The 19,386-nt window shown below is 69.9% G+C and carries 13 protein-coding genes, 1 tRNA gene and 1 rRNA gene; 2 read left to right on the forward strand and 13 right to left on the reverse strand.

The annotated features are described in order from the left end of the window. The first annotated feature begins 49 nt into the window (after positions 1 to 49). Complete coding sequence (locus ABZ565_RS14375) at positions 50 to 880, forward strand: DNA-formamidopyrimidine glycosylase family protein (RefSeq protein WP_361025238.1); 831 nt, start codon at positions 50 to 52, stop codon at positions 878 to 880. Between the two features lie 66 nt (positions 881 to 946). Here ABZ565_RS14375 and ABZ565_RS14380 read toward each other — a convergent pair whose 3' ends face one another. The 11 genes from ABZ565_RS14380 to ABZ565_RS14430 all read right to left on the reverse strand — a co-directional run bounded on the left by ABZ565_RS14380 (position 947) and on the right by ABZ565_RS14430 (position 15,992). Continuing rightward, the gene (locus ABZ565_RS14380) at positions 947 to 1,210 is read right to left on the reverse strand and encodes a hypothetical protein (protein WP_361025241.1); all 264 of its coding nucleotides are present in this window, start codon (positions 1,208 to 1,210) and stop codon (positions 947 to 949) included. 179 nt (positions 1,211 to 1,389) lie between these two features. Further along, entirely contained in the window at positions 1,390 to 1,581 is a 192-nt protein-coding gene (locus ABZ565_RS14385; RefSeq protein ID WP_361025244.1) for a CsbD family protein, read from the reverse strand. 43 nt (positions 1,582 to 1,624) lie between these two features. After that, positions 1,625 to 2,095, reverse strand: coding sequence for a DNA starvation/stationary phase protection protein (locus ABZ565_RS14390; RefSeq protein WP_361025247.1), 471 nt, complete (start codon positions 2,093 to 2,095; stop codon positions 1,625 to 1,627). A gap of 270 nt (positions 2,096 to 2,365) precedes the next feature. Continuing rightward, the gene (locus ABZ565_RS14395) at positions 2,366 to 2,749 is read right to left on the reverse strand and encodes a helix-turn-helix transcriptional regulator (RefSeq protein WP_018105285.1); all 384 of its coding nucleotides are present in this window, start codon (positions 2,747 to 2,749) and stop codon (positions 2,366 to 2,368) included. Positions 2,750 to 2,858: 109 nt separating this feature from the next. Further along, on the reverse strand, positions 2,859 to 3,368 hold the full coding sequence (locus ABZ565_RS14400) for a nicotinamide-nucleotide amidohydrolase family protein (RefSeq protein WP_361025250.1): 510 nt from the start codon (positions 3,366 to 3,368) through the stop codon (positions 2,859 to 2,861). After that, on the reverse strand, positions 3,365 to 4,102 hold the full coding sequence (pgsA, locus tag ABZ565_RS14405) for a CDP-diacylglycerol--glycerol-3-phosphate 3-phosphatidyltransferase (RefSeq protein WP_361025253.1): 738 nt from the start codon (positions 4,100 to 4,102) through the stop codon (positions 3,365 to 3,367). Before pgsA ends, ABZ565_RS14400 begins: the two co-directional genes overlap by 4 nt. Then, entirely contained in the window at positions 4,099 to 5,577 is a 1,479-nt protein-coding gene (rimO, locus tag ABZ565_RS14410; RefSeq protein WP_361025256.1) for a 30S ribosomal protein S12 methylthiotransferase RimO, read from the reverse strand. The genes pgsA and rimO overlap by 4 nt, the downstream gene beginning before the upstream one ends. 133 nt (positions 5,578 to 5,710) lie before the next feature. Then, positions 5,711 to 6,514, reverse strand: a complete 804-nt coding sequence (locus ABZ565_RS14415) for a RodZ domain-containing protein (protein WP_361025259.1) — start codon at positions 6,512 to 6,514, stop codon at positions 5,711 to 5,713. Between the two features lie 201 nt (positions 6,515 to 6,715). Then, complete coding sequence (locus ABZ565_RS14420) at positions 6,716 to 9,460, reverse strand: DNA translocase FtsK (RefSeq protein WP_361025262.1); 2,745 nt, start codon at positions 9,458 to 9,460, stop codon at positions 6,716 to 6,718. Positions 9,461 to 9,645: 185 nt separating this feature from the next. Then, positions 9,646 to 10,323, reverse strand: coding sequence for a response regulator (locus ABZ565_RS14425; protein ID WP_164400722.1), 678 nt, complete (start codon positions 10,321 to 10,323; stop codon positions 9,646 to 9,648). Positions 10,324 to 10,568: 245 nt separating this feature from the next. Then, positions 10,569 to 15,992 (reverse strand): HAMP domain-containing protein, encoded by a 5,424-nt coding sequence (locus ABZ565_RS14430; RefSeq protein ID WP_361025266.1) that lies wholly within the window; start codon positions 15,990 to 15,992, stop codon positions 10,569 to 10,571. A gap of 411 nt (positions 15,993 to 16,403) precedes the next feature. Here ABZ565_RS14430 and ABZ565_RS14435 point away from each other — a divergent pair, with 411 nt between their 5' ends. Beyond that, a complete protein-coding gene (locus ABZ565_RS14435) occupies positions 16,404 to 19,010 on the forward strand; it encodes a SpoIIE family protein phosphatase (protein ID WP_361025269.1) in 2,607 nt (868 codons plus the stop codon). A 55-nt stretch (positions 19,011 to 19,065) separates the two neighbouring features. Here the strand turns inward: ABZ565_RS14435 and ABZ565_RS14440 are convergent. Together ABZ565_RS14440 and rrf are read right to left on the reverse strand one after the other, a co-directional pair. Continuing rightward, a tRNA-Thr gene (locus ABZ565_RS14440) sits at positions 19,066 to 19,138 on the reverse strand. 153 nt (positions 19,139 to 19,291) lie between these two features. Beyond that, positions 19,292 to 19,386, reverse strand: a 5S ribosomal RNA gene (gene rrf / locus ABZ565_RS14445); the annotation flags it as partial.

A 19,386-nucleotide genomic window follows, 5' to 3' on the forward strand; every position in this document is an offset into this window, starting at 1 on the left:
ACCGGGCCCGCCTCACCCCAGGAGCCCCGGCCCCCCGCATCATGGAGGCATGCCCGAAGGAGACACCGTCCTGCAGACCGCCGCGCGGCTGCATCACGCGCTGGCCGGACAGGTCCTCACCTCGTCCGACCTCCGCGTCCCCCGGTTCGCCACCGCCGACCTCACAGGCCGGGCCGTCCTCGACGTCACCGCCCGGGGCAAGCACCTGCTGACCCGGATCGAGGGGGGTCTCACCCTGCACAGTCACCTCCGGATGGACGGCGCCTGGCGGATCTACGCCCCGGGCGAGCGCTGGCGCGGCGGCCCCGCCCACCAGATCCGCGCCGTCCTGGGCAACGCGGCCCACACCGCCGTCGGCTACCGCCTCCCGGTCCTGGAGCTCATGCGCACCCAGGACGAGGAGCAGGCGGTCGGCCATCTCGGCCCCGATCTGCTCGGGCCGGACTGGGACGCCGACACGGCGCTGCGGAATCTGCTGGCCGACCCCGCCCGCCCGCTCGGCGAGGCCCTGCTCGACCAGCGCAACCTGGCCGGAATCGGGAACATCTACAAGGCCGAGCTCTGCTTCCTGGCCCGCGCCACACCCTGGCTCCCCATCGGCGAGCTGCCTGCCCGGACGGCGGCCCTGCTGGTCAGCACGGCGCACCAGCTCCTCGACGCCAACCGCGACCGCCCGAACCGCGTCACGACGGCCGGAGGCCGTTCCCGTACCGTCGCGAGCGCCGCCGCCCGCGCGCGGAGGCCGAGCGAAAACCTGTGGGTCTACGGCCGGACGCACCGCCCGTGCCTGCGCTGCGGAACCCCGATCCGCGCAGCCGAGCAGGACGACCGCCCCGCGTACTGGTGTCCCAGCTGCCAGACCGGCCCGGGGCCCACCTGACGTCCCCGCTGCCGGACCGGACGGGCCTCAGCGGCTCGCGCAGCCGAAGGGGCCGCCCCAGCACCCCTACCTGACCACCCACCGCCGCCACCGCCCCGCCCGCCTCCGGGCCCACGCCGTACCGCGCCGCAGCAGGCCCGTACCCGCGTCGAAGATTCCGAGGGGCCTGGCCGTTGCGGCCACGTGCACCGGCAGGAGGCTGAGCCCCCATCCACCCGCCGCCACCGCTCCCTCCACCACCCCCGCGTGTGCCGGGGCCAATATCAGCCGCAGCACGGCCCACCACCACACGCCGCAGAGAACGAGCGCCGGCACCCATCGCCGTACCATGGCCGCCTCCTCCGGCTTGATCCAAACGAAGGACCTTAGTCGCGCCCGTTCTTCCGGGGCGAGAGCGCACCGTTGCACCCCCGGCGCGCACGGGGCGGTCGCACCACCCCGCCCCGCTCCGACCCCTCTCAGCGCGGAGCCCCCACCGCGCGGGTGGGGGCTCGCCGCTGACCGAGGGGTCAGCCCTTGTCGTCGTTCAGGGAGTCCTTGACGCCGTCCGCCCGGTCACGGGCGCCGTCCATGGCGTCCTTGGCCTTGCCCTTGGCCTGGTCCGCCTTGCCCTCGGCCTCCTTGCGACGGTCGCCGGTCATCTTGCCCATGGCTTCCTTCGCCTTACCGGTGACCTTGTCCTTCGCGCCTTCGTTCCTCATGCTCATACCTCCGTTGGAGAATTCGGTTGAGTGACGGCGTGGCTCAGGCGCTCTCGGCCTGGAACATCCACGCGTGCTTCTCGAGATCGGCGGTCAGCGAGATCAGGAGGTCCTGGCTGACCGGGTCCGGGGACTCGGTCGCCTCGATGCGCTCGCGCATGCGCCCGATCACCACGCCGAGGGCGTCGACCAGGGTCTTCACCGCGTCCACGTCCTTGATCCAGCCTTCGGACACGGAGGCGATGGCCGTGCTCTTGGCGATCGTCGCGGATCGGCCGTCCGGGTTGACACCGAGCGCGGACGCCCGCTCGGCGACCGTGTCGGAGTGCTGGCGAGCGGTGTCCACGACATCGTCGAGCTGGAGGTGCACGGACCTGAACCGCGGCCCGACCACGTTCCAGTGGACCTGCTTGGCCACCAGAGAAAGGTCGAGGAGATCCACCAGAGCGCCCTGAAGGGCGTCTCCGACAGTCTTGAGGTCGGTCTCGGACAGTGGGCTCTTCACCACAGACATGCACGTCTCCGATCTGGAATCCGTTCCGTTCAGCACCACCCACGATGGCACAAACGAAGCAAAACGGTCATTTGAGAAAGTGCCCGAGGACATCGACGGTCCGTTCGGGAGGCTTCCTCGGTCTCTCATCCACGCACCTGCCCCCCATCGCCGCGCTGACACACGAGCCGGCACACAAAACCGCCTCATCCACCCAGGGCATACGAAAGCCCCGGCCCTCCCCACAACAGAGGGAGAACCGGGGCCTCGGCTTCACACCGAACCGAACGGTCAGGCGGCGACTACGTCCACCGCTTCCGCAGGTGCCTTGATGGTCACCCGCCCCGTCGGTACACCCGCCACCGAGGTAACGGAGACGGAGTTGAGCATGGGGCGCACCGGTACAGGTACCGGATCGCTGGCCGCTGCCGACTCGGCCAGTTCGGCCAGGGACAGCTCATCGCTCACTTCACGCATGAGCTCGGACATCCGTACGTCAAGCGCGTCGCAAATGGCGGAGAGCAGTTCGGAGGATGCCTCCTTCTGCCCCCGCTCCACCTCGGAGAGATAGCCGAGCGAAACTCGGGCGGACGAGGAGACTTCGCGCAGAGTACGGCCTTGGCGCTGGCGCTGCCGACGCAGCACGTCACCCAGCAGGCGACGGAGCAGAATCATCGGTGGCTCCCTCCTCGGACCGCGTAGCCGCATCCTTCACGCCCCACCGTACCGCCTAGCGCTGCGGCCGTGCGGGGAGCGATGTCGTGTTCACTCAGGGCTGCAAACATCAATTCCCCCCGTTCTCTTCCGTATCCTGTGCGCTCGCATTCTCGTGGAGTTCGCCTGAGAGCAGGTCGAGCGCGCTTCGTACGCTCTTCTTACGGATGTCCGCCCGGTCGCCGTTCAACCGCAGCGCGGCCACTTTCTCGGTGCCGTGCGGGCCGCTGACCGCGACGAAGACCGTTCCGACGGGTTGGCCGTCCTGGGGTTCGGGGCCGGCGACGCCGGTGGTCGCCACTCCCCAGTCTGCGCCCAGAGCCCGTCGTACGCCTGTCGCCATCTGACGCGCGACGTCCGCGTCGACCGCTCCGCGCTCCGCCAGGAGACCGGCGTCCACCCCCAGGACTTCACTCTTGAGGGGGGTCGCGTAAGCCGTGACCGAGCCCCTGAAGGCTTGGGAGGCACCCGGTACGGACGTGAGTTCGGCCGCGACCAGGCCGCCTGTCAGCGACTCCGCGACAGCGAGGGTCTGCCCCCGCTCGGCGAGCAGCCGCAGCACCCGGCCCGCCGCAGTCACCGCTCGGCCTCTGCCGATCCCCGGGCTCCCGCCGCCTCGGCGACCGTGCCGGTCTTCTCGGAGGCTGCCTGGGGCGCCTCCGAGGCCGCCCGTTCCGCCGCGAGGCCCTGGCGCCGCAGCACGACGGCCTGGCGGACGTAGTCCAGACCGGTGACGACGGTCAACACGACGGCCACCGCCATCACCCAGAAGCGCAGGGTGGCCAGCGGACCGGTCAGCGCCAGGACGTACATCCCGACGGCCGTCCCCTGCGCCAGCGTCTTCATCTTGCCGCCGCGGCTGGCCGGAATGACCCCGTGCCGGATCACCCAGAACCGCATCAGCGTGATGCCCAGCTCGCGGAAGAGGATCACGCCCGTGACCCACCAGGGCAGGTCGCCCAGGTACGACAGACAGATCAGCGCCGCGCCCATGATCGCCTTGTCGGCGATCGGGTCGGCGATCTTCCCGAAGTCGGTGACCAGGTTGTACGTGCGCGCCAGATGCCCGTCGAACAGGTCGGTGATCATGGCGACGGCGAAGGCGGCCCAGGCGAAGGAGCGCCAGGCCGGGTCGTATCCGCCGTTGTGGAGCAGCAGCACCACGAAGCCGGGGACGAGCACGAGCCGGGCCATCGTCAGGAGGTTGGCGATGTTCCACAGACTGGCCTGATCGACCGCAGCGGCGCCCAGCTTTCCGCCGCGGACCGGCGTCGCGCCGGAACCGCCTGCCGCGGATGCCGGGACTCCGGTCATCTGGCTACCTCCACAAGCTCACTGCACTCGGCGATCAGGTCCACGCCTTCCGTCCCCACGACCTTTGCCTCGACCATACGGCCCGGGACCAGGCCCTCGCGTGTGGTGAAGAGCACCTGGCCATCGGTTTCGGGCGCCTGGTGCGCGGCGCGGCCGTAGGCGCGCGGCTCGTCCTCGGTGGGCTCGACGGACTCGACCAGGACCTGGAGCGTCTCGCCCATGCGCTCCTCGGCGCGCTGCGAGGTCAGTTCCTCGGCGAGCTGCGAGATGTGCGCGAGGCGCTCCGCGATGACGTCGGCGTCGAGCTTGTTGTCGTAGCCGACCGCCTCGGTTCCCTCCTCGTCGGAGTAGCCGAAGACGCCGATCGCGTCGAGACGGGCGCCTGTGAGGAACCGTTCCAGCTCCGCGAGGTCGTCCTCGGTCTCGCCGGGGAAGCCGACGATGAAGTTGGACCGGGCGCCGGCCTGGGGTGCCTTGCCCCGGATCGTGTCCAGCAGCTCCAGGAAGCGGTCGGTGTCGCCGAAGCGGCGCATCGCCCGGAGCACGCCGGGCGCGGAGTGCTGGAAGGACAGGTCGAAGTAGGGCGCGACCTTCGGCGTCGAGGTGAGGACGTCGATCAGGCCGGGACGCATCTCGGCGGGCTGCAGGTAGCTGACGCGGATGCGCTCGATCCCGTCGACGTCCGCGAGCTCGGGCAGCAGGGTCTCCAGGAGGCGGATGTCGCCGAGGTCCTTGCCGTACGAGGTGTTGTTCTCGGAGACCAGCATGACCTCCTTCACACCCTGCTCGGCGAGCCAGCGGGTCTCGCCCAGCACGTCCGAGGGACGGCGGGAGATGAAGGAGCCGCGGAAGGACGGGATGGCGCAGAAGGAGCAGCGGCGGTCGCAGCCGGAGGCCAGCTTGACCGAGGCGACGGGGCTGGTGCCCAGCCGGCGGCGCAGCGGGGCGCGCGGCCCGGAGACCGGGGCGACACCCTCCGGCAGGTCGGCGGGGGCGGGGGCGGTCTCCTGCGCGTGGCCGGGCAGCGACACGGCGGCGTCCTGCCGCTCGGCGGGGCTGATCGGCAGCAGCTTGCGGCGGTCGCGGGGGGTGTGGGAGGCGTGGACGCCGCCGCTGAGGATGGTCTGGAGGCGGTCGGAGATGTCGGCGTAGTCATCGAAGCCGAGGACGCCGTCCGCTTCCGGCAGGGCCTCGGCGAGGTCCTTGCCGTAGCGCTCGGCCATGCAGCCGACGGCGACGACGGCCTGGGTGCGGCCGTGGTCCTTCAGATCATTGGCTTCGAGGAGGGCGTCGACGGAGTCCTTCTTGGCGGCCTCCACGAACCCACAGGTGTTGACGACGGCGACATCGGCATCGGAGGCATCCTCGACGAGCTCCCAGCCGTCCGCTGCCAGGCGGCCTGCGAGCTCCTCCGAGTCCACCTCGTTACGGGCGCAGCCAAGAGTGACAAGGGCGACGGTACGGCGTTCGGGCATGGACTCAAGACTACTTTGTCCCGGCACCGACCCCGCCGCGGAGGGTTGCGCCCTCACCCACCGTGACAAAGACGGCGAGCGCCCGGCACGGTGGCCGGGCGCTCGCCGCGCCGCGATGTCTCCGGGTGACCGGTCAGCCGACCTCGGGGTCGCCCTTGGTGTACGAGAGGCGTTCGACCTGTCCGGGCTTGAACTGGTCCTCGACCTTCTTCCCGTTCACAAAGAGCTCGATCGAGCCCGCGTTGCCGAGGATGAGGTCGACGCGCTCCTTGTCCTGGAAGGTCTTCGACTGGCCCTGCTGGAGGGTGCCGTCGAAGAGGGACCGGCCGTTGTGGTCCTTGGCGGAGATCCAGCTCTTGCCCTGGGTGGCGCTGAGCTTGACAGTGACCTTGTCCTGGGGCGCCGCGGCGATGGCGCTCTCGGACGGGGCCGACTTGGGGTCGGCGGGCTTGCTGGCGGAGGGCTTCGGGGCGATCTTGTCGGAGGTCGGCCCCTCGGCCACGCGGCCGGCGGTCGAGGGTCCGTCGTCGCCGCCCTTGAAGAAGGTGAAGCCGACGAAACCGACCACGGCGACGATCGCCGCGACCATGGCCGCCGTCCAGTTGGGCCTGCGGGGTTCGGAGCGGATGCGTTCGGCCTCGAACAGCGGTGCCGCCGGCGTGGGCGCGGGACGGCCGCCGTGCTCGGCGTCGTACTGCGCGATCAGCGCTTCCGGATCGGTGCCGACGGCACGGGCGAGCGTACGGATGTGGCCGCGGGCGTACACGTCGCCGCCGCAGCGGGAGAAGTCGTCCTGCTCGATCGCGTGCACGATGGGGATGCGCACCCGGGTGGACGTGCTGACCTCTTCGACCGTGAGACCTGCGGCGAGACGAGCCTGCTGGAGCACTCGGCCGATCGAAGGCCGGTCGTCTTCGGGGGAGTTGCCGATGGACACGGGGGCGCCTTTCGAGCGTGAGCCACCTGCTGGGGGTTCAGTCTAGGGGGGGTACGAAAGGGTGGGGCAACCGGGCGGGTGGACTTTGTACGCCATCAGATTCGAACAGAGCCGGTTTCGCCGGGCCGCCCCGGGGAAGGACGTTCCGTCCTTCCCTTCAACTTGACGTACGGCCCGGCGAAACGGTTGCCCGTAAAACTCTTACGAAGCGGTTTCCCCACGAATCTGTGCCAACACCCCGTCGAGCTCGTCGGGTTTCACCAGGACGTCGCGCGCCTTGGAGCCCTCGCTCGGTCCGACGATGTTGCGCGACTCCATCAGGTCCATGAGCCGTCCGGCCTTGGCGAAGCCGACCCTCAGCTTGCGCTGGAGCATCGAGGTCGATCCGAACTGGGTGGAGACGACCAGTTCGGCGGCCTGGCACAGCAGGTCGAGGTCGTCGCCGATGTCCTCGTCGATCTCCTTCTTCTGCTTCGTGCCGACCACCACGTCGTCGCGGAAGACCGGGGCCATCTGGTCCTTGCAGTGCCGGACGACCGCCGCGACCTCGTCCTCGGTGACGAAGGCGCCCTGCATACGGGTCGGCTTGTTCGCGCCCATCGGCAGGAACAGGCCGTCACCCTTTCCGATGAGTTTCTCGGCGCCCGGCTGGTCCAGGATGACGCGGCTGTCGGCGAGCGAGGACGTGGCGAAGGCGAGCCGGGAAGGCACGTTCGCCTTGATGAGACCGGTGACGACGTCCACCGAGGGGCGCTGCGTGGCGAGCACCAGATGGATGCCGGCGGCACGGGCCAGCTGGGTGATGCGGACGATCGAGTCCTCGACGTCGCGCGGGGCGACCATCATCAGGTCGGCCAGCTCGTCGACGATCACCAGCAGATACGGGTAGGGCGCGAGCTCCCGTTCGCTGCCCTCCGGCGTCTTGAGCTTGCCGGTGCGCACGGCGTGGTTGAAGTCGTCGATGTGCCGGTAGCCGAAGGCCGCGAGGTCGTCGTAGCGCAGATCCATCTCCCGTACGACCCACTGGAGCGCCTCGGCGGCCTTCTTGGGGTTGGTGATGATCGGCGTGATCAGGTGCGGAATGCCCTCGTACGCGGTGAGCTCGACCCGCTTCGGGTCGACCAGGACCATCCGGACGTCCTCCGGCGTGGCCCGCACCATGATCGAGGTGATCAGGCAGTTGATGCAGGACGACTTTCCGGAGCCGGTCGCACCGGCCACCAGGACGTGCGGCATCTTCGCGAGGTTGGCCATCTCGTAGCCGCCCTCCACGTTCTTGCCGAGCGCGACGAGCATGGGGTGGTCGTCCTCGGCCGCGTCCGCCAGCCGCAGCACGTCGCCGAGGTTGACCATCTCCCGGTCGGAGTTGGGGATCTCGATACCGACCGCGGACTTGCCCGGGATCGGCGAGATGATACGGACGTCGGGGCTGGCGACGGCGTACGCGATGTTCTTGGTGAGCGCCGTGATCCGCTCGACCTTCACGGCCGGACCGAGCTCCACCTCGTACCGCGTCACCGTCGGCCCGCGGGTGAAGCCGGTGACGGCGGCGTCCACCTTGAACTCGGTGAACACGTTGGTCAGCGAGGCGACGATCGCGTCGTTGGCCGCGCTCCGGGTCTTGCCGGGACCGCCGCGCTCCAGCAGATCGAGCGAGGGCAGCGCGTACGTGATGTCGCCGGAGAGCTGAAGCTGCTCGGCCCGGGCGGGCAGCGACTGGGACTCGGGGGGCTCGGGGGCCGGCTTGGTCAGATCGGGTACACCGGCCCCTGGCGTGGCCTCCGCCCGCTTCCCGGCCGGCTCCGCCTCCCTGGCACCCGGCACGGGCGTGCCCGTCCGCTCGCGGTCCACCGAGACGCCCTGGGTCAGGTCGGCGACGACCGGCGAGGGCGGCATGCCGTTGAGCACGGCCCCGTCGAGCGCGGCGGCCGCGGCGGCCGCGACGTCCACCGCGTCCATCGTGCGGTTCATCGCGGGCTGCACCGAGGGCCTGCGCGGCCTGCGGCGCTTGGACAGCGCCTCGGACTCCGCGAGGTCCGGCTCGTGGGCGCCGGGCGCCTGGGAGCGGCGGGAGCGGGGTGGCAGCGTCTCGCGCCACTGCTCGTCGTAGCGCTCGTCGTCGCCCGGCTCCTCGGGGTCGTACGCCGGCTCCACGATGCCCAGCTTGACGCCGAGCAGCCGCAGCCGCTGCGGGATGGCGTTCACCGGGGTCGCCGTGACGACCAGCAGCCCGAAGACGGTGAGCAGCAGGAGGAGCGGCACGGCCAGCACCTCGCCCATGGCGAAGATCAGCGGCTTGGAGGCGGCCCAGCCGATGAGGCCGCCCGCGTCCTGCATGGCCTCCGTTCCCTCGTCGCGCCCCGGCGAACCGCACGCGATGTGGACCTGTCCGAGCACACCGATGACCAGGGCGGAGAGGCCGATGACGATGCGGCCGTTGGCCTCGGGCCGCTGGGGGTACAGGATCAGCCGCACCGCTATGACGCCCAGCAGTATCGGCACGAGCAGGTCGAGCCGGCCGAACGCCCCGGTGACGAGCATCTCCACGAGGTCGCCCACAGGGCCGCGCAGGTTCGACCAGGTGCCCGCGGCGACGATCAGCGCGAGGCCGAGCAGCAGCAGCGCGACGCCGTCCTTGCGGTGGGCGGGGTCGAGGCCCTTGGCTCCTCGCCCTATGCCGCGGAACATCGCGCCGACGGCGTGGGCCGCGCCGAGCCAGAGCGCCCGCGCCAGCCGGTACACGCCGTTCGTGGGCGAAGGCACCGGGCGGGGCGGAGCGGCCTTCTTCGCCGCGGCCTTCTTGGCCGGCGCCCTCTTCGCGGGCGCCTTCTTCGCTGCGGTCTTCTTGGCGGGCGCGGCTTTCTTCGCCGGACCCGGGCCACCGCCGACGCGCTTCGCGGTGCCCGCCGTGCCCTGGGAACCCTTGCCGGACGTACGTGAGGCCATGGTGCCGAGGTTACCGGTGTCTACGCCCGTGAACAGGTGGGCGTACCGGTTCACCCGTCCGTGTCGCCGTCCGAGGGCCGGAAACTGACGCGTCCTCACCGGCGGCGTACCCCCGAAACCCCTCAGCCGCCGGTCAGTTGCCCGGGCACACCCGAAGGCGCCCCGCGCGCAAGGCGGGGGCGCCGTTACGAGGGAAGGGCCGCCGACGCCCCGCCGGTGCCCGGCTCCAGCGCGTCGAGAGCGCGGCGCAGACCGGTCAGCTTCCGTTCGAGATGGGCGGCCGTCGCCACCGCGCCCGCGTCCGCGGACTCGTCGTCGAGCTGCTTCGACAGCGCCTCCGCCTGCTCCTCGACGGCCGCGAGCCGCGCGGAGAGCTCGGCCAGCAGACCGGCGGGCTCCCGGTCCTGTTGGGCGCTCGTCCGCCCCCCGCCCTCCAACTGGAGCCGCAGCAGCGCCGCCTGCTCCCGCAGCTGGCAGTTCTTCATGTACAGCTCCACGAAGACCGAGACCTTGGCGCGCAGCACCCACGGGTCGAACGGCTTCGAGATGTAGTCCACCGCGCCGGCCGCGTAACCCCGGAAGGTGTGGTGCGGGCCGTGATTGATCGCGGTGAGGAAAATGATCGGGATGTCCCGGGTCCGTTCCCGCCGCTTGATGTGCGCGGCGGTTTCGAAACCGTCCATGCCCGGCATCTGGACGTCCAGCAGAATAACCGCGAAGTCGTCCGTGAGCAGCGCTTTGAGCGCCTCCTCCCCTGACGATGCCCGTACCAGTGTCTGATCGAGCGCAGAGAGGATGGCCTCCAGCGCCAGCAGATTCTCCGGCCGGTCATCGACCAGGAGGATCTTGGCCTTCTGCACCATGGCCCGCCCTCCTCGCCCCGGAATTGCACCGGGCGCCGCCCCGGGGGACGACTCCCTTACGCCGCCCGTCCTTGTGCCGGTCATGGTAGCCGCACCCCGGCGGTCACCACACCCTGTCACCGTGATGTCACTGTGCACGTACCGGAAACGTGGCGGGGGACCAGAAGGTTCCCCGCGATCCGCGTTCCCACACTCGTTCGGACACCACCGGTCAACAAATCTTCATGGATTCTCTCAGTGAGTGCTCACTCTCCGCGCATCCACCCTTCCATGACCGAAAGAAGATGGTCGGGATCAACCGGCTTGGTGACATAGTCGGACGCACCCGATTCGAGCGCCTTCTCCTTGTCGCCCTTCATCGCCTTGGCGGTCAGTGCCACGATCGGCAGCTCGGCGAACTGCGGCATCCTGCGGATCGCCGACGTCGTCGCGTAACCGTCCATCTCCGGCATCATGATGTCCATCAGTACGACCGTCACATCGTCGTGCTGCTCGAGGACTTCGATGCCCTCGCGCCCGTTCTCGGCGTAGAGGACCGTCAGTCCGTGCTGCTCCAGCACGCTGGTCAGCGCGAAGACGTTGCGGATGTCGTCGTCGACGATCAGCACCTTCTCGCCGCTGAACCGGAACGTCCTGCGGGTCTCCGGCTCCTCCTGGCCGCCCACGGCCCATGACTCCGGCTCGACGGCCGGAGTCTGCTGCGCAGTGGGAGCGGGCGCCGGACGCGGCGGCAGCGCGGGCTGCTGCTGCGCGCTCCCGAGCGCCTTGCGACGACGACGCGGGGTGGCCTGAGCGGGGTCCGGCACGTACACCTGTCCGGCCTCCGGCGTCCGGCCGCCCTCGATCGGGCCGGTCTGGCCGTCGGCCTGTCCCGGAGCGAGCTGCGGGTAGCCCTGCGGCGGGAGTTCGCTCGGGTGCAGCGGAAGGTACAGCGTGAACGTGGAGCCGCGACCGGGCTCGCTCGCCGCGTGGATCTCGCCGCCCAGCAGCCGTGCGATCTCGCGGCTGATGGACAGGCCGAGGCCCGTACCCCCGTACTTGCGGCTGGTCGTCCCGTCCGCCTGCTTGAACGCCTCGAAGATGACCCGCATCTTGCTGGCCGCGATCCCGATGCCGGTGTCGGTCACCGAGAACGCGATCAGTTCGCCGTTCGCGTCCCGCAGCGACCCGGCCTCCAGCAGCTGCTCGCGGATGGCGTCCGGCACCTCCTGGCCGGCGTGCCTGATCACCAGCTCGACGGCGCCGCTGTCGGTGAACTTCACCGCGTTGGACAGCAGGTTGCGCAGCACCTGGAGGAGCCGCTGCTCGTCCGTGTGCAGCGTGGCCGGCAGCTCCGGCGACACCCGTACGGAGAAATCCAGCCCCTTTTCCGCGGTGAGCGGCCTGAACGTCGCCTCCACGTAGTCCACGAGCTGGACCAGGGCGATCCGCGTCGGGCTGACGTCCATCTTGCCCGCCTCGACCTTCGACAGATCGAGGATGTCGTTGATCAACTGGAGCAGATCGGAACCGGCCCCGTGGATCGTCTCCGCGAATTCCACCTGCTTCGGCGAGAGATTGCCCTCGGCGTTGTCCGCGAGCAACTTGGCCAGGATGAGCAGCGAGTTGAGCGGCGTACGCAGCTCGTGCGACATGTTCGCCAGGAACTCGGACTTGTAGCGCATCGAGACGGCGAGCTGTTCGGCGCGCTCCTCCAGGACCTGCCGCGCCTCCTCGATCTCGGTGTTCTTGACCTCGATGTCGCGGTTCTGCCTGGCCAGCAGCTCGGCCTTCTCCTCCAGTTCGGCGTTGGACGCCTGGAGGGCCTTCTGCCGGTTCTCCAATTCCTGCGAACGGTCGCGCAATTGCTCGGTGAGCTCCTGCGACTGTTCGAGCAGCTTCTCGGTCGTCGTGTTGACGCTGATGGTGTTGACGCTCGTGGCGATCATTTCCGCGAGCTGGTTCAGGAAGTCCCGCTGAATGTGCGTGAACGGCTGGAAGGAGGCCAGTTCGATGACTCCGAGGACCTTGCCCTCGAACAGCACCGGAAGAACGATCACATGCGCGGGCGGCGCCTCACCGAGCCCGGACGAGATCTTCAGGTACCCGGGCGGAACGTTGTCCACCTGGATCGTCCGCTTCTCCTCGGCGGCCGTGCCGATGAGCGTCTCGCCCGGCCGGAAGGACGTCGGCATGGAACCGGCGGAGTAGCCGTAGCTTCCCCGCATCCGCAGCTCGTACGCCCCCTCGGCCTCGGCGCCCAGCGCGTCGGTCTCGCCGGTGGGCGTGGCCAGGAAGAACGCGCCGTGCTGTGCGGAGACCACGGGGGTCAGCTCGCTCATGATCAGCGAGGCGACGTCGTCCAGGTCGCGCCGCCCCTGCATCAGACCGGAGATGCGGGCGAGGTTGCCCTTCAGCCAGTCCTGCTCCTTGTTGGTGGCGGTGGTGTCGCGCAGGTTCGCGATCATCGTGTTGATGTTGTCCTGGAGGGCCTGGATCTCACCCGCCGCGTCCACGTCGATCTTCAGGTTGAGGTCGCCACGCGTCACTGCCGTGGCGACGGCCGCGATGGCGCGCACCTGACGGGTCAGGTTCCCGGCCATCTCGTTCACCGACTCGGTGAGGTCGCGCCAGGTGCCGTCCACGTCGCGCACCCGCGCCTGGCCGCCGAGCTGGCCCTCGGTCCCCACCTCGCGGGCGACCCGGGTCACCTGCTCGGCGAACGACGACAACTGGTCGACCATCGTGTTGATGGTGTTCTTCAGCTGCTGGATCTCGCCGCGCGCATCGATGTCGATCTTCTTGGTCAGGTCACCCTTGGCGATGGCCGTCGTGACGGCGGCGATCTGACGCACCTGGCCCGTCAGGTTGGACGCCATCGAGTTCACGGACTCGGTGAGGTCCTTCCACGTGCCGGAGACGCCCGGGACGCGCGCCTGGCCTCCCAGCTCGCCTTCCGTGCCCACCTCGCGGGCGACGCGGGTCACCTCGTCCGCGAACGAGGACAGCGTCGTCACCATCGTGTTGACGGTGTCGGCCAGCTCGGCGACCTCGCCGCGCGCCTCGACGGTGACCTTCTTCGTCAGGTCGCCGTTGGCGACGGCGGACGAGACGCGGGAGATGTTGCGCACCTGGCTGGTCAGGTTGTTGGCCATCAGGTTGACGTTGTCGCTGAGGTCCTTCCAGATGCCCGTGGCACCGCGCACCCGCGCCTGGCCGCCGAGGATGCCCTCGGTGCCCACCTCACGCGCGACGCGGGTCACCTCGTCGGCGAAGTTGAGCAGCTGGTCGACCATCGTGTTGACCGTCGTCACGAGTTCGAGGATCTCGCCCTTGGCGTCGACGGTGATCTTCTTGGAAAGATCGCCGTTGGCGACAGCCGTCGTCACCTCGGCGATGTTCCGCACCTGGAGGGTGAGGTTGTTGGCCATGCCGTTGACGGACTGCGTGAGGTCCTTCCACGTACCGGAGACCCCCTGCACCTCGGCCTGACCGCCCAGAATCCCCTCGGTACCCACCTCGCGGGCCACCCGCGTCACCTGCTCCGCGAAGTTCGAGAGCTGGTCGACCATGGTGTTGAGGGTGTTCTTCAGCTCCAGGATCTCGCCGCGCGCGTCCACGTCGATCTTCTGCGACAGGTCACCGCGCGCCACCGCCGTGGCGACCTGCGCGATGTTACGGACCTGAGCGGTCAGGTTCCCCGCCATTCCGTTCACCGAATCGGTCAGATCGCGCCACACACCGGCCACGCCGGGCACCTGCGCCTGGCCACCGAGGCGCCCGTCCGTACCCACCTCGCGAGCGACCCTGGTCACCTGCTCGGCGAAGGCGGAGAGCTGGTCGACCATCGTGTTGATGGTGTTCTTCAGCTCCAGGATCTCGCCGCGCGCGTCCACGTCGATCTTCTGCGACAGGTCGCCCCGCGCCACCGCCGTCGTGACCTGCGCGATCTGGCGCACCTGGGAGGTCAGGTTCCCCGCCATGAAGTTGACGGAGTCGGTGAGCTCCTTCCACGTACCGGAGACGCCGTCGACCCGCGCCTGACCGCCGAGACGGCCCTCGGTGCCGACGTCACGGGCCATCCGCGTGACCTGATCGGCGAACGAGGAGAGCTGCGCCACCATCGTGTTGACGGTGTTCTTCAGCTCCAGCATCTCGCCCGCGACGTCGACCGTGACCTTCTGCGACAGGTCACCGTTCGCGACGGCCGTCGTCACCTGCGCGATGTCACGCACCTGGCCGGTCAGGTTACGGAAGGCGGTGTTCACGGAGTCCGTGAGGTCCTTCCAGGTCCCGGCAGCGCCCGGCACCTCGGCCTGCCCGCCGAGCCGGCCCTCGACGCCGACCTCCCGGGCCACCCGGGTCACTTCCGAACCGAAGGACTGGAGCTGGTCGACCATCGTGTTGACGGTGTTCTTCAGCTCCAGCATCTCGCCGGCCACGTCGACCGTGACCTTCTGCGTCATGTCACCGCTGGCGACCGCCGTCGTCACCTGGGCGATGTCACGCACCTGGGTCGTCAGGTTCCGGAAGACCGTGTTCACCGAGTCGGTGAGGTCCTTCCAGGTCCCGGCAGCGCCCGGCACCTGCGCCTGGCCGCCGAGCACACCCTGCCCGCCGACCTCGCTGGCCACACGGGTGACTTCGTCCGCGAAGGTACGCAGCGTCTCGGTCATCTGGTTGATCGTCTCGGCGAGCTGGGCGACCTCGCCGCGCGCGCTGACCTGCACCTTCTGCGACAGGTCACCGTTGGCGACCGCCGTCGTCACCTCCGCGATGCCGCGCACCTGGGAGGTGAGGTTGCCGGCCATCGTGTTGACGGAGTCCGTGAGGTCCTTCCACACCCCGGCGACCCCCGGCACCACGGCCTGGCCGCCCAGCTCGCCCTCCGTGCCGACCTCGCGGGCGACCCGGGTCACCTCGGAGGAGAACGAGGACAGCTGGTCGACCATCGTGTTGACGGTGTTCTTCAGCTGGAGCATCTCGCCGGCCACATGGACGGTGACCTTCCGCGACAGGTCGCCCTTGGCCACCGCCGTCGTCACCAGGGCGATGTCGCGCACCTGTGCGGTCAGCCGGTACGCCATGGTGTTGACCGAGTCCGTGAGGTCCTTCCACGACCCGGACATCCCGCGCACCTGCGCCTGGCCGCCGAGCTTGCCCTCGGTCCCCACCTCGACCGCGACCCGCGTCACCTGCTCGGTGAAAGCCGACAGCTGGTCGACCAGGTTGTTGACGGTACGGGCGACCTTCAGGAACTCGCCGCGCAGCGGCCGTACCGTGTCGTCCGCCGTGTGGGAGCGCAGTTCCATCCGCTGTTCGAGATCGCCGTCGGCGACCGCCGACAGCACCCGCCCGACCTCGGAGACCGGGCGCGCGAGATCGTCGACCAGCTCATTGGAGGCGTCGATCGCGGCGGCCCAGGAGCCCTCACAGGCGCCCGTCTCCAGGCGTTCGGTGAGCTTGCCCTCCCGCCCGACCACGCGCCGCACCCTCGCCAGCTCGCCGGTGAGGTGCACATTGCGGTCGGCGACCTCGTTGAAGACCGCGGCGAGCTCCGCCATCACGCCTTCACCGGAGACCGTGACGCGCCTGCGGAAGTTGCCGTCGCGCATGGCGACCAGACCGGCCAGCAGTCTGTGGAGCGCCGCCGCGTCTACCTCGACGGTTCCGTTGCGCTGCTTCTTCACGGACTGACCGCCCTTACTGCGCGTACCCGAACCCCGCGCCGCCACGTCAGACTCCACCGTGTCCCTCCCGCAGGGGTTGACCATCTAGCTAGGACCTCGTCCGAGAGCTTGCCCAGAACTTCCATGGCTCACCGCCACAGCCCACCGTCGACGGGTGACCATGCGGACGTCAAATCGTTGAAACGTACCAGGCGGGAACCGGTCGGGGTGGAACCTCCCATGGTTGTCCCACATCCCTCCGAGGGGAAGCCCATCCTGTCCGGTCATCCGTCCGTTCCCGCCCGGCCCTGTCCGAAGTCGGCCCTCGTGTACCCGGTGCGCGCGGGGAGCGTCTAGCCTGGCAGGCGAATCGAAGCGGCGAGAAACGGGCACGGACTCGGGGAAGCGACGAGACACCATATGGGGAGTGCTGTGATCACGGCGCGTGCGGCTGCCACCTTCGACCCGGTGGCGCGCTCCGTCGCGACGGCCCGTGCCTTTGTCCGCGACACGCTCCAGGGGTGGGGATACACCGACGTCGTGGACGACGCCGTCGTCCTGACCAGCGAGCTCGTCACCAATGCCGTGATCCACGCCGGCACCGCCGCGGACGTGCTGTGTCTGCGCACGGAGGACGGCGTCCGGGTGGAGATCGCCGACCATTACCCGGAACGGGAGATCCCACTCCAGACGACGGGCCTCGATCTCGGTAGCCTCGACAGCGAGAACGGCCGCGGTCTGCTGCTGTGCGCCGCTCTCGCTTCCCGCTGGGGCGTCGAATACTCCCCCACGCGCAAACACGTCTGGTTCCAGCTCGACCTCCCGGACCGCCCGGTGGGCGTCCGCTCGGCCGGTCCGCTGCTGCCCGTGGGCCTGCTTCCGGTCACCGACGAACGCGTACGGGTCGCGGTCGTCCAGATCGACAGCGAGGGCGCCCTCGCCGCGTGGAACGACGACGCCGCGTATCTCTTCGGCTACACGCCGGACCAGGTCATCGGCAAGCAGCTCACCGACTTCACCGCATGGCCGCAGACCCCCGGCACCAGCACCGGCATCGCGGACGCCCTGCGCCTCTCCCGCTGGGAGGGCAGCTACGGCATCCGGGGCGCCGACGGCCGCACCATCCCGGTCTACGGCTCCCACCTGCGCGTCCGGGATCCTCAGGGCGAACCGTCCACGGTCTGCCTGCTGGTGCGCGACTACGAGCGCGCGGTCCTCCAGACCCCCGTGCGCACCCCGGTCTCCGACGCCGCCGAGAGCCGCACGACGGACCCCTTCGAGGTCTTCATCGGCTCTCCCGCCCCCGACGATCTCGACAGCCTGCTCCAGCGCACCGTCGAGCGGGCACGCGACATGCTCGACGCCGACGCCGCCTTCCTCCTGCTCGCCACGGACGACGAGACCGAGCTGGAGGTGCGCGCCACGACCGGCCTGCCCTCCGCCCGTCAGCGCTTCGCCCGCGTCCCCGTCGAGGCCGGCACCGGGCGGTACGGCTCCGCCCGGATGCCCGCCGTCCATGAGGACCTGGACGCCGTCCCTGGTGCGGTCCCGCTGCTCGGCAACACCGGCATGCGCTCGGTGGTCACGGTCCCGCTGAAGGTCGAGGGGCGCCTCACGGGCTCGCTGGGCGTCGCGGCCGAGGCCGCCGGCCGCTATTCCAACGAGGAGGCGCTGCGACTGCAGTTCGCCGCGGACCGGATCGCGCTCGCGGTCGAGTCGGCGCGGCTGGGCGAGCTGGAGCGACTGCGCCGCGGCTCCCTGTCCTTCCTGGTCGAGGCGTCGGACCTGCTGGCGGGCACCCTGGACCGGGACCAGACGCTGGCCCTGATGGCCCAGATGACGGTCCCGACGCTGGCGACGTGGTGCGCCGTCTACACGATCGCCGATCCTGCGTCGGACCCGGAGCTCTCCTACGTGCTGCACGAGGACGAGGAGCGCATCGACGGGCTCAAGAGCCTGCTCACCAGGATCTCCCCGCCGGAGCCGGTACGGACCCCCGGGGCGCGGGTGTGGGGAGCTCCTTCGCAGGCCGCCCACGAGGCGGCGCTGCGGACCTCGATGCGGAGTATCGGGATCGGCGACCCGGGCGGTCTCGGCTCGACCACGCGCACGACGCTGGCGACCGCGGCGGCGGTGGGCGGCGAGACCGTCGTCCTGCCCCTGGTCGCCCGTAACCGCGTCATCGGCATGCTGACGCTCGGCAAGCCGTCCGACGACCACTTCCGCCAGGAGATCCTGGAGCTGGCCGAGGACCTGTCCCGCCGGGCCGCCCTGGCCCTGGACAACGCCCGCCTCTACTCGGAGCGCACGGCGATCAGCCAGTCCCTTCAGCGCAGCCTCCTCCCGCCGGGCCTGCCGGCCGTTCCCAACGTCGAGGTGGACGTCATCTACCGCGCGGCCGGTGAGGGCAACGAGGTCGGCGGCGACTTCTACGACGTGTTCCCGATCCGGGACGGCGCGTACGGGTTCGCCATCGGCGACGTGTGCGGTACGGGCCCGGAGGCGGCGGCCGTCACGGGCCTCGCCCGCCACGCGCTGCGCCTGCTGGCCCGGGAGGGCTTCGCCGGCCCCGCGGTCCTGGAGCGGCTCAACGCCGCGATCCTCGACGAGGGGACCCGCAGCCGCTTCCTCACGCTGCTCTACGGCGAGCTGTGGCCGCAGGAGGACGGCAGCGCGCTCCTGAAGGTCGTGTGCGCGGGCCACCCGCTGCCGTTGCGACTGCGCCAGGACGGCTCGGTGGAGCCGGCGGCGGACCCGCAGCCGCTGCTGGGCGTCATGGAGGACCTGGAGCTGTACGAGCAGGCCTTCACGCTGGAGCCGGGCGATGTCCTGTTGTGCGTAACGGACGGTGTGACGGAACGCCGTGAGGGAACGCGGATGCTCGGCGACGACGGCCTGGCGGACGTGCTCTCCCACTGCACGGGGCTCACGGCGGGCGCGGTGGCCGCACGCATCCTCCGGGCCGTCGAGCGCTTCGCCGCCGAGCCGCCTTCGGACGACATGGCCATCCTGACGATGAGGGTCCCGGAACCTCACTAGGTCCCCGGACATGAAGAAAGGCCCCGCCGTCCGGCGGGGCCTTTCTTTCTTATTGAGCCCCAATGCGGAATCGAACCGCAGACCTTCTCCTTACCATGGAGACGCTCTACCGACTGAGCTATTGGGGCCTTGCTGCCCTGCGGCAACGAGCTAAAGCATACCCTGATCCAGGGGTTATGCAAAACCACCCGGGCCGGCCACGTACAAGCCGATTCGGTGTCCTGCCCCGGAAACGCGAAAGAGCCCCGTGCCACAAGGGCACGGGGCTCTTCCTAAAAGGAGTTCGGCGGCGTCCTACTCTCCCACAGGGTCCCCCCTGCAGTACCATCGGCGCTGAAAGGCTTAGCTTCCGGGTTCGGAATGTAACCGGGCGTTT

Origin of the sequence: Streptomyces sp. NPDC016469, from assembly GCF_040632905.1 — a bacterium.
Lineage (GTDB): Bacteria > Actinomycetota > Actinomycetes > Streptomycetales > Streptomycetaceae > Streptomyces.

Coding starts and splice junctions, on each gene's coding strand:
- ABZ565_RS14380 (WP_361025241.1), bottom strand. CDS start 1,210: ATGGTACGGCGATGGGTGCCGGCGCTCGTTCTCTGCGGCGTGTGGTGG.
- ABZ565_RS14375 (WP_361025238.1), top strand. CDS start 50: ATGCCCGAAGGAGACACCGTCCTGCAGACCGCCGCGCGGCTGCATCAC.
- pgsA (WP_361025253.1), bottom strand. CDS start 4,102: ATGACCGGAGTCCCGGCATCCGCGGCAGGCGGTTCCGGCGCGACGCCG.
- rimO (WP_361025256.1), bottom strand. CDS start 5,577: ATGCCCGAACGCCGTACCGTCGCCCTTGTCACTCTTGGCTGCGCCCGT.
- ABZ565_RS14425 (WP_164400722.1), bottom strand. CDS start 10,323: ATGGTGCAGAAGGCCAAGATCCTCCTGGTCGATGACCGGCCGGAGAAT.
- ABZ565_RS14395 (WP_018105285.1), bottom strand. CDS start 2,749: ATGATTCTGCTCCGTCGCCTGCTGGGTGACGTGCTGCGTCGGCAGCGC.
- ABZ565_RS14420 (WP_361025262.1), bottom strand. CDS start 9,460: ATGGCCTCACGTACGTCCGGCAAGGGTTCCCAGGGCACGGCGGGCACC.
- ABZ565_RS14385 (WP_361025244.1), bottom strand. CDS start 1,581: ATGAGGAACGAAGGCGCGAAGGACAAGGTCACCGGTAAGGCGAAGGAA.
- ABZ565_RS14390 (WP_361025247.1), bottom strand. CDS start 2,095: ATGTCTGTGGTGAAGAGCCCACTGTCCGAGACCGACCTCAAGACTGTC.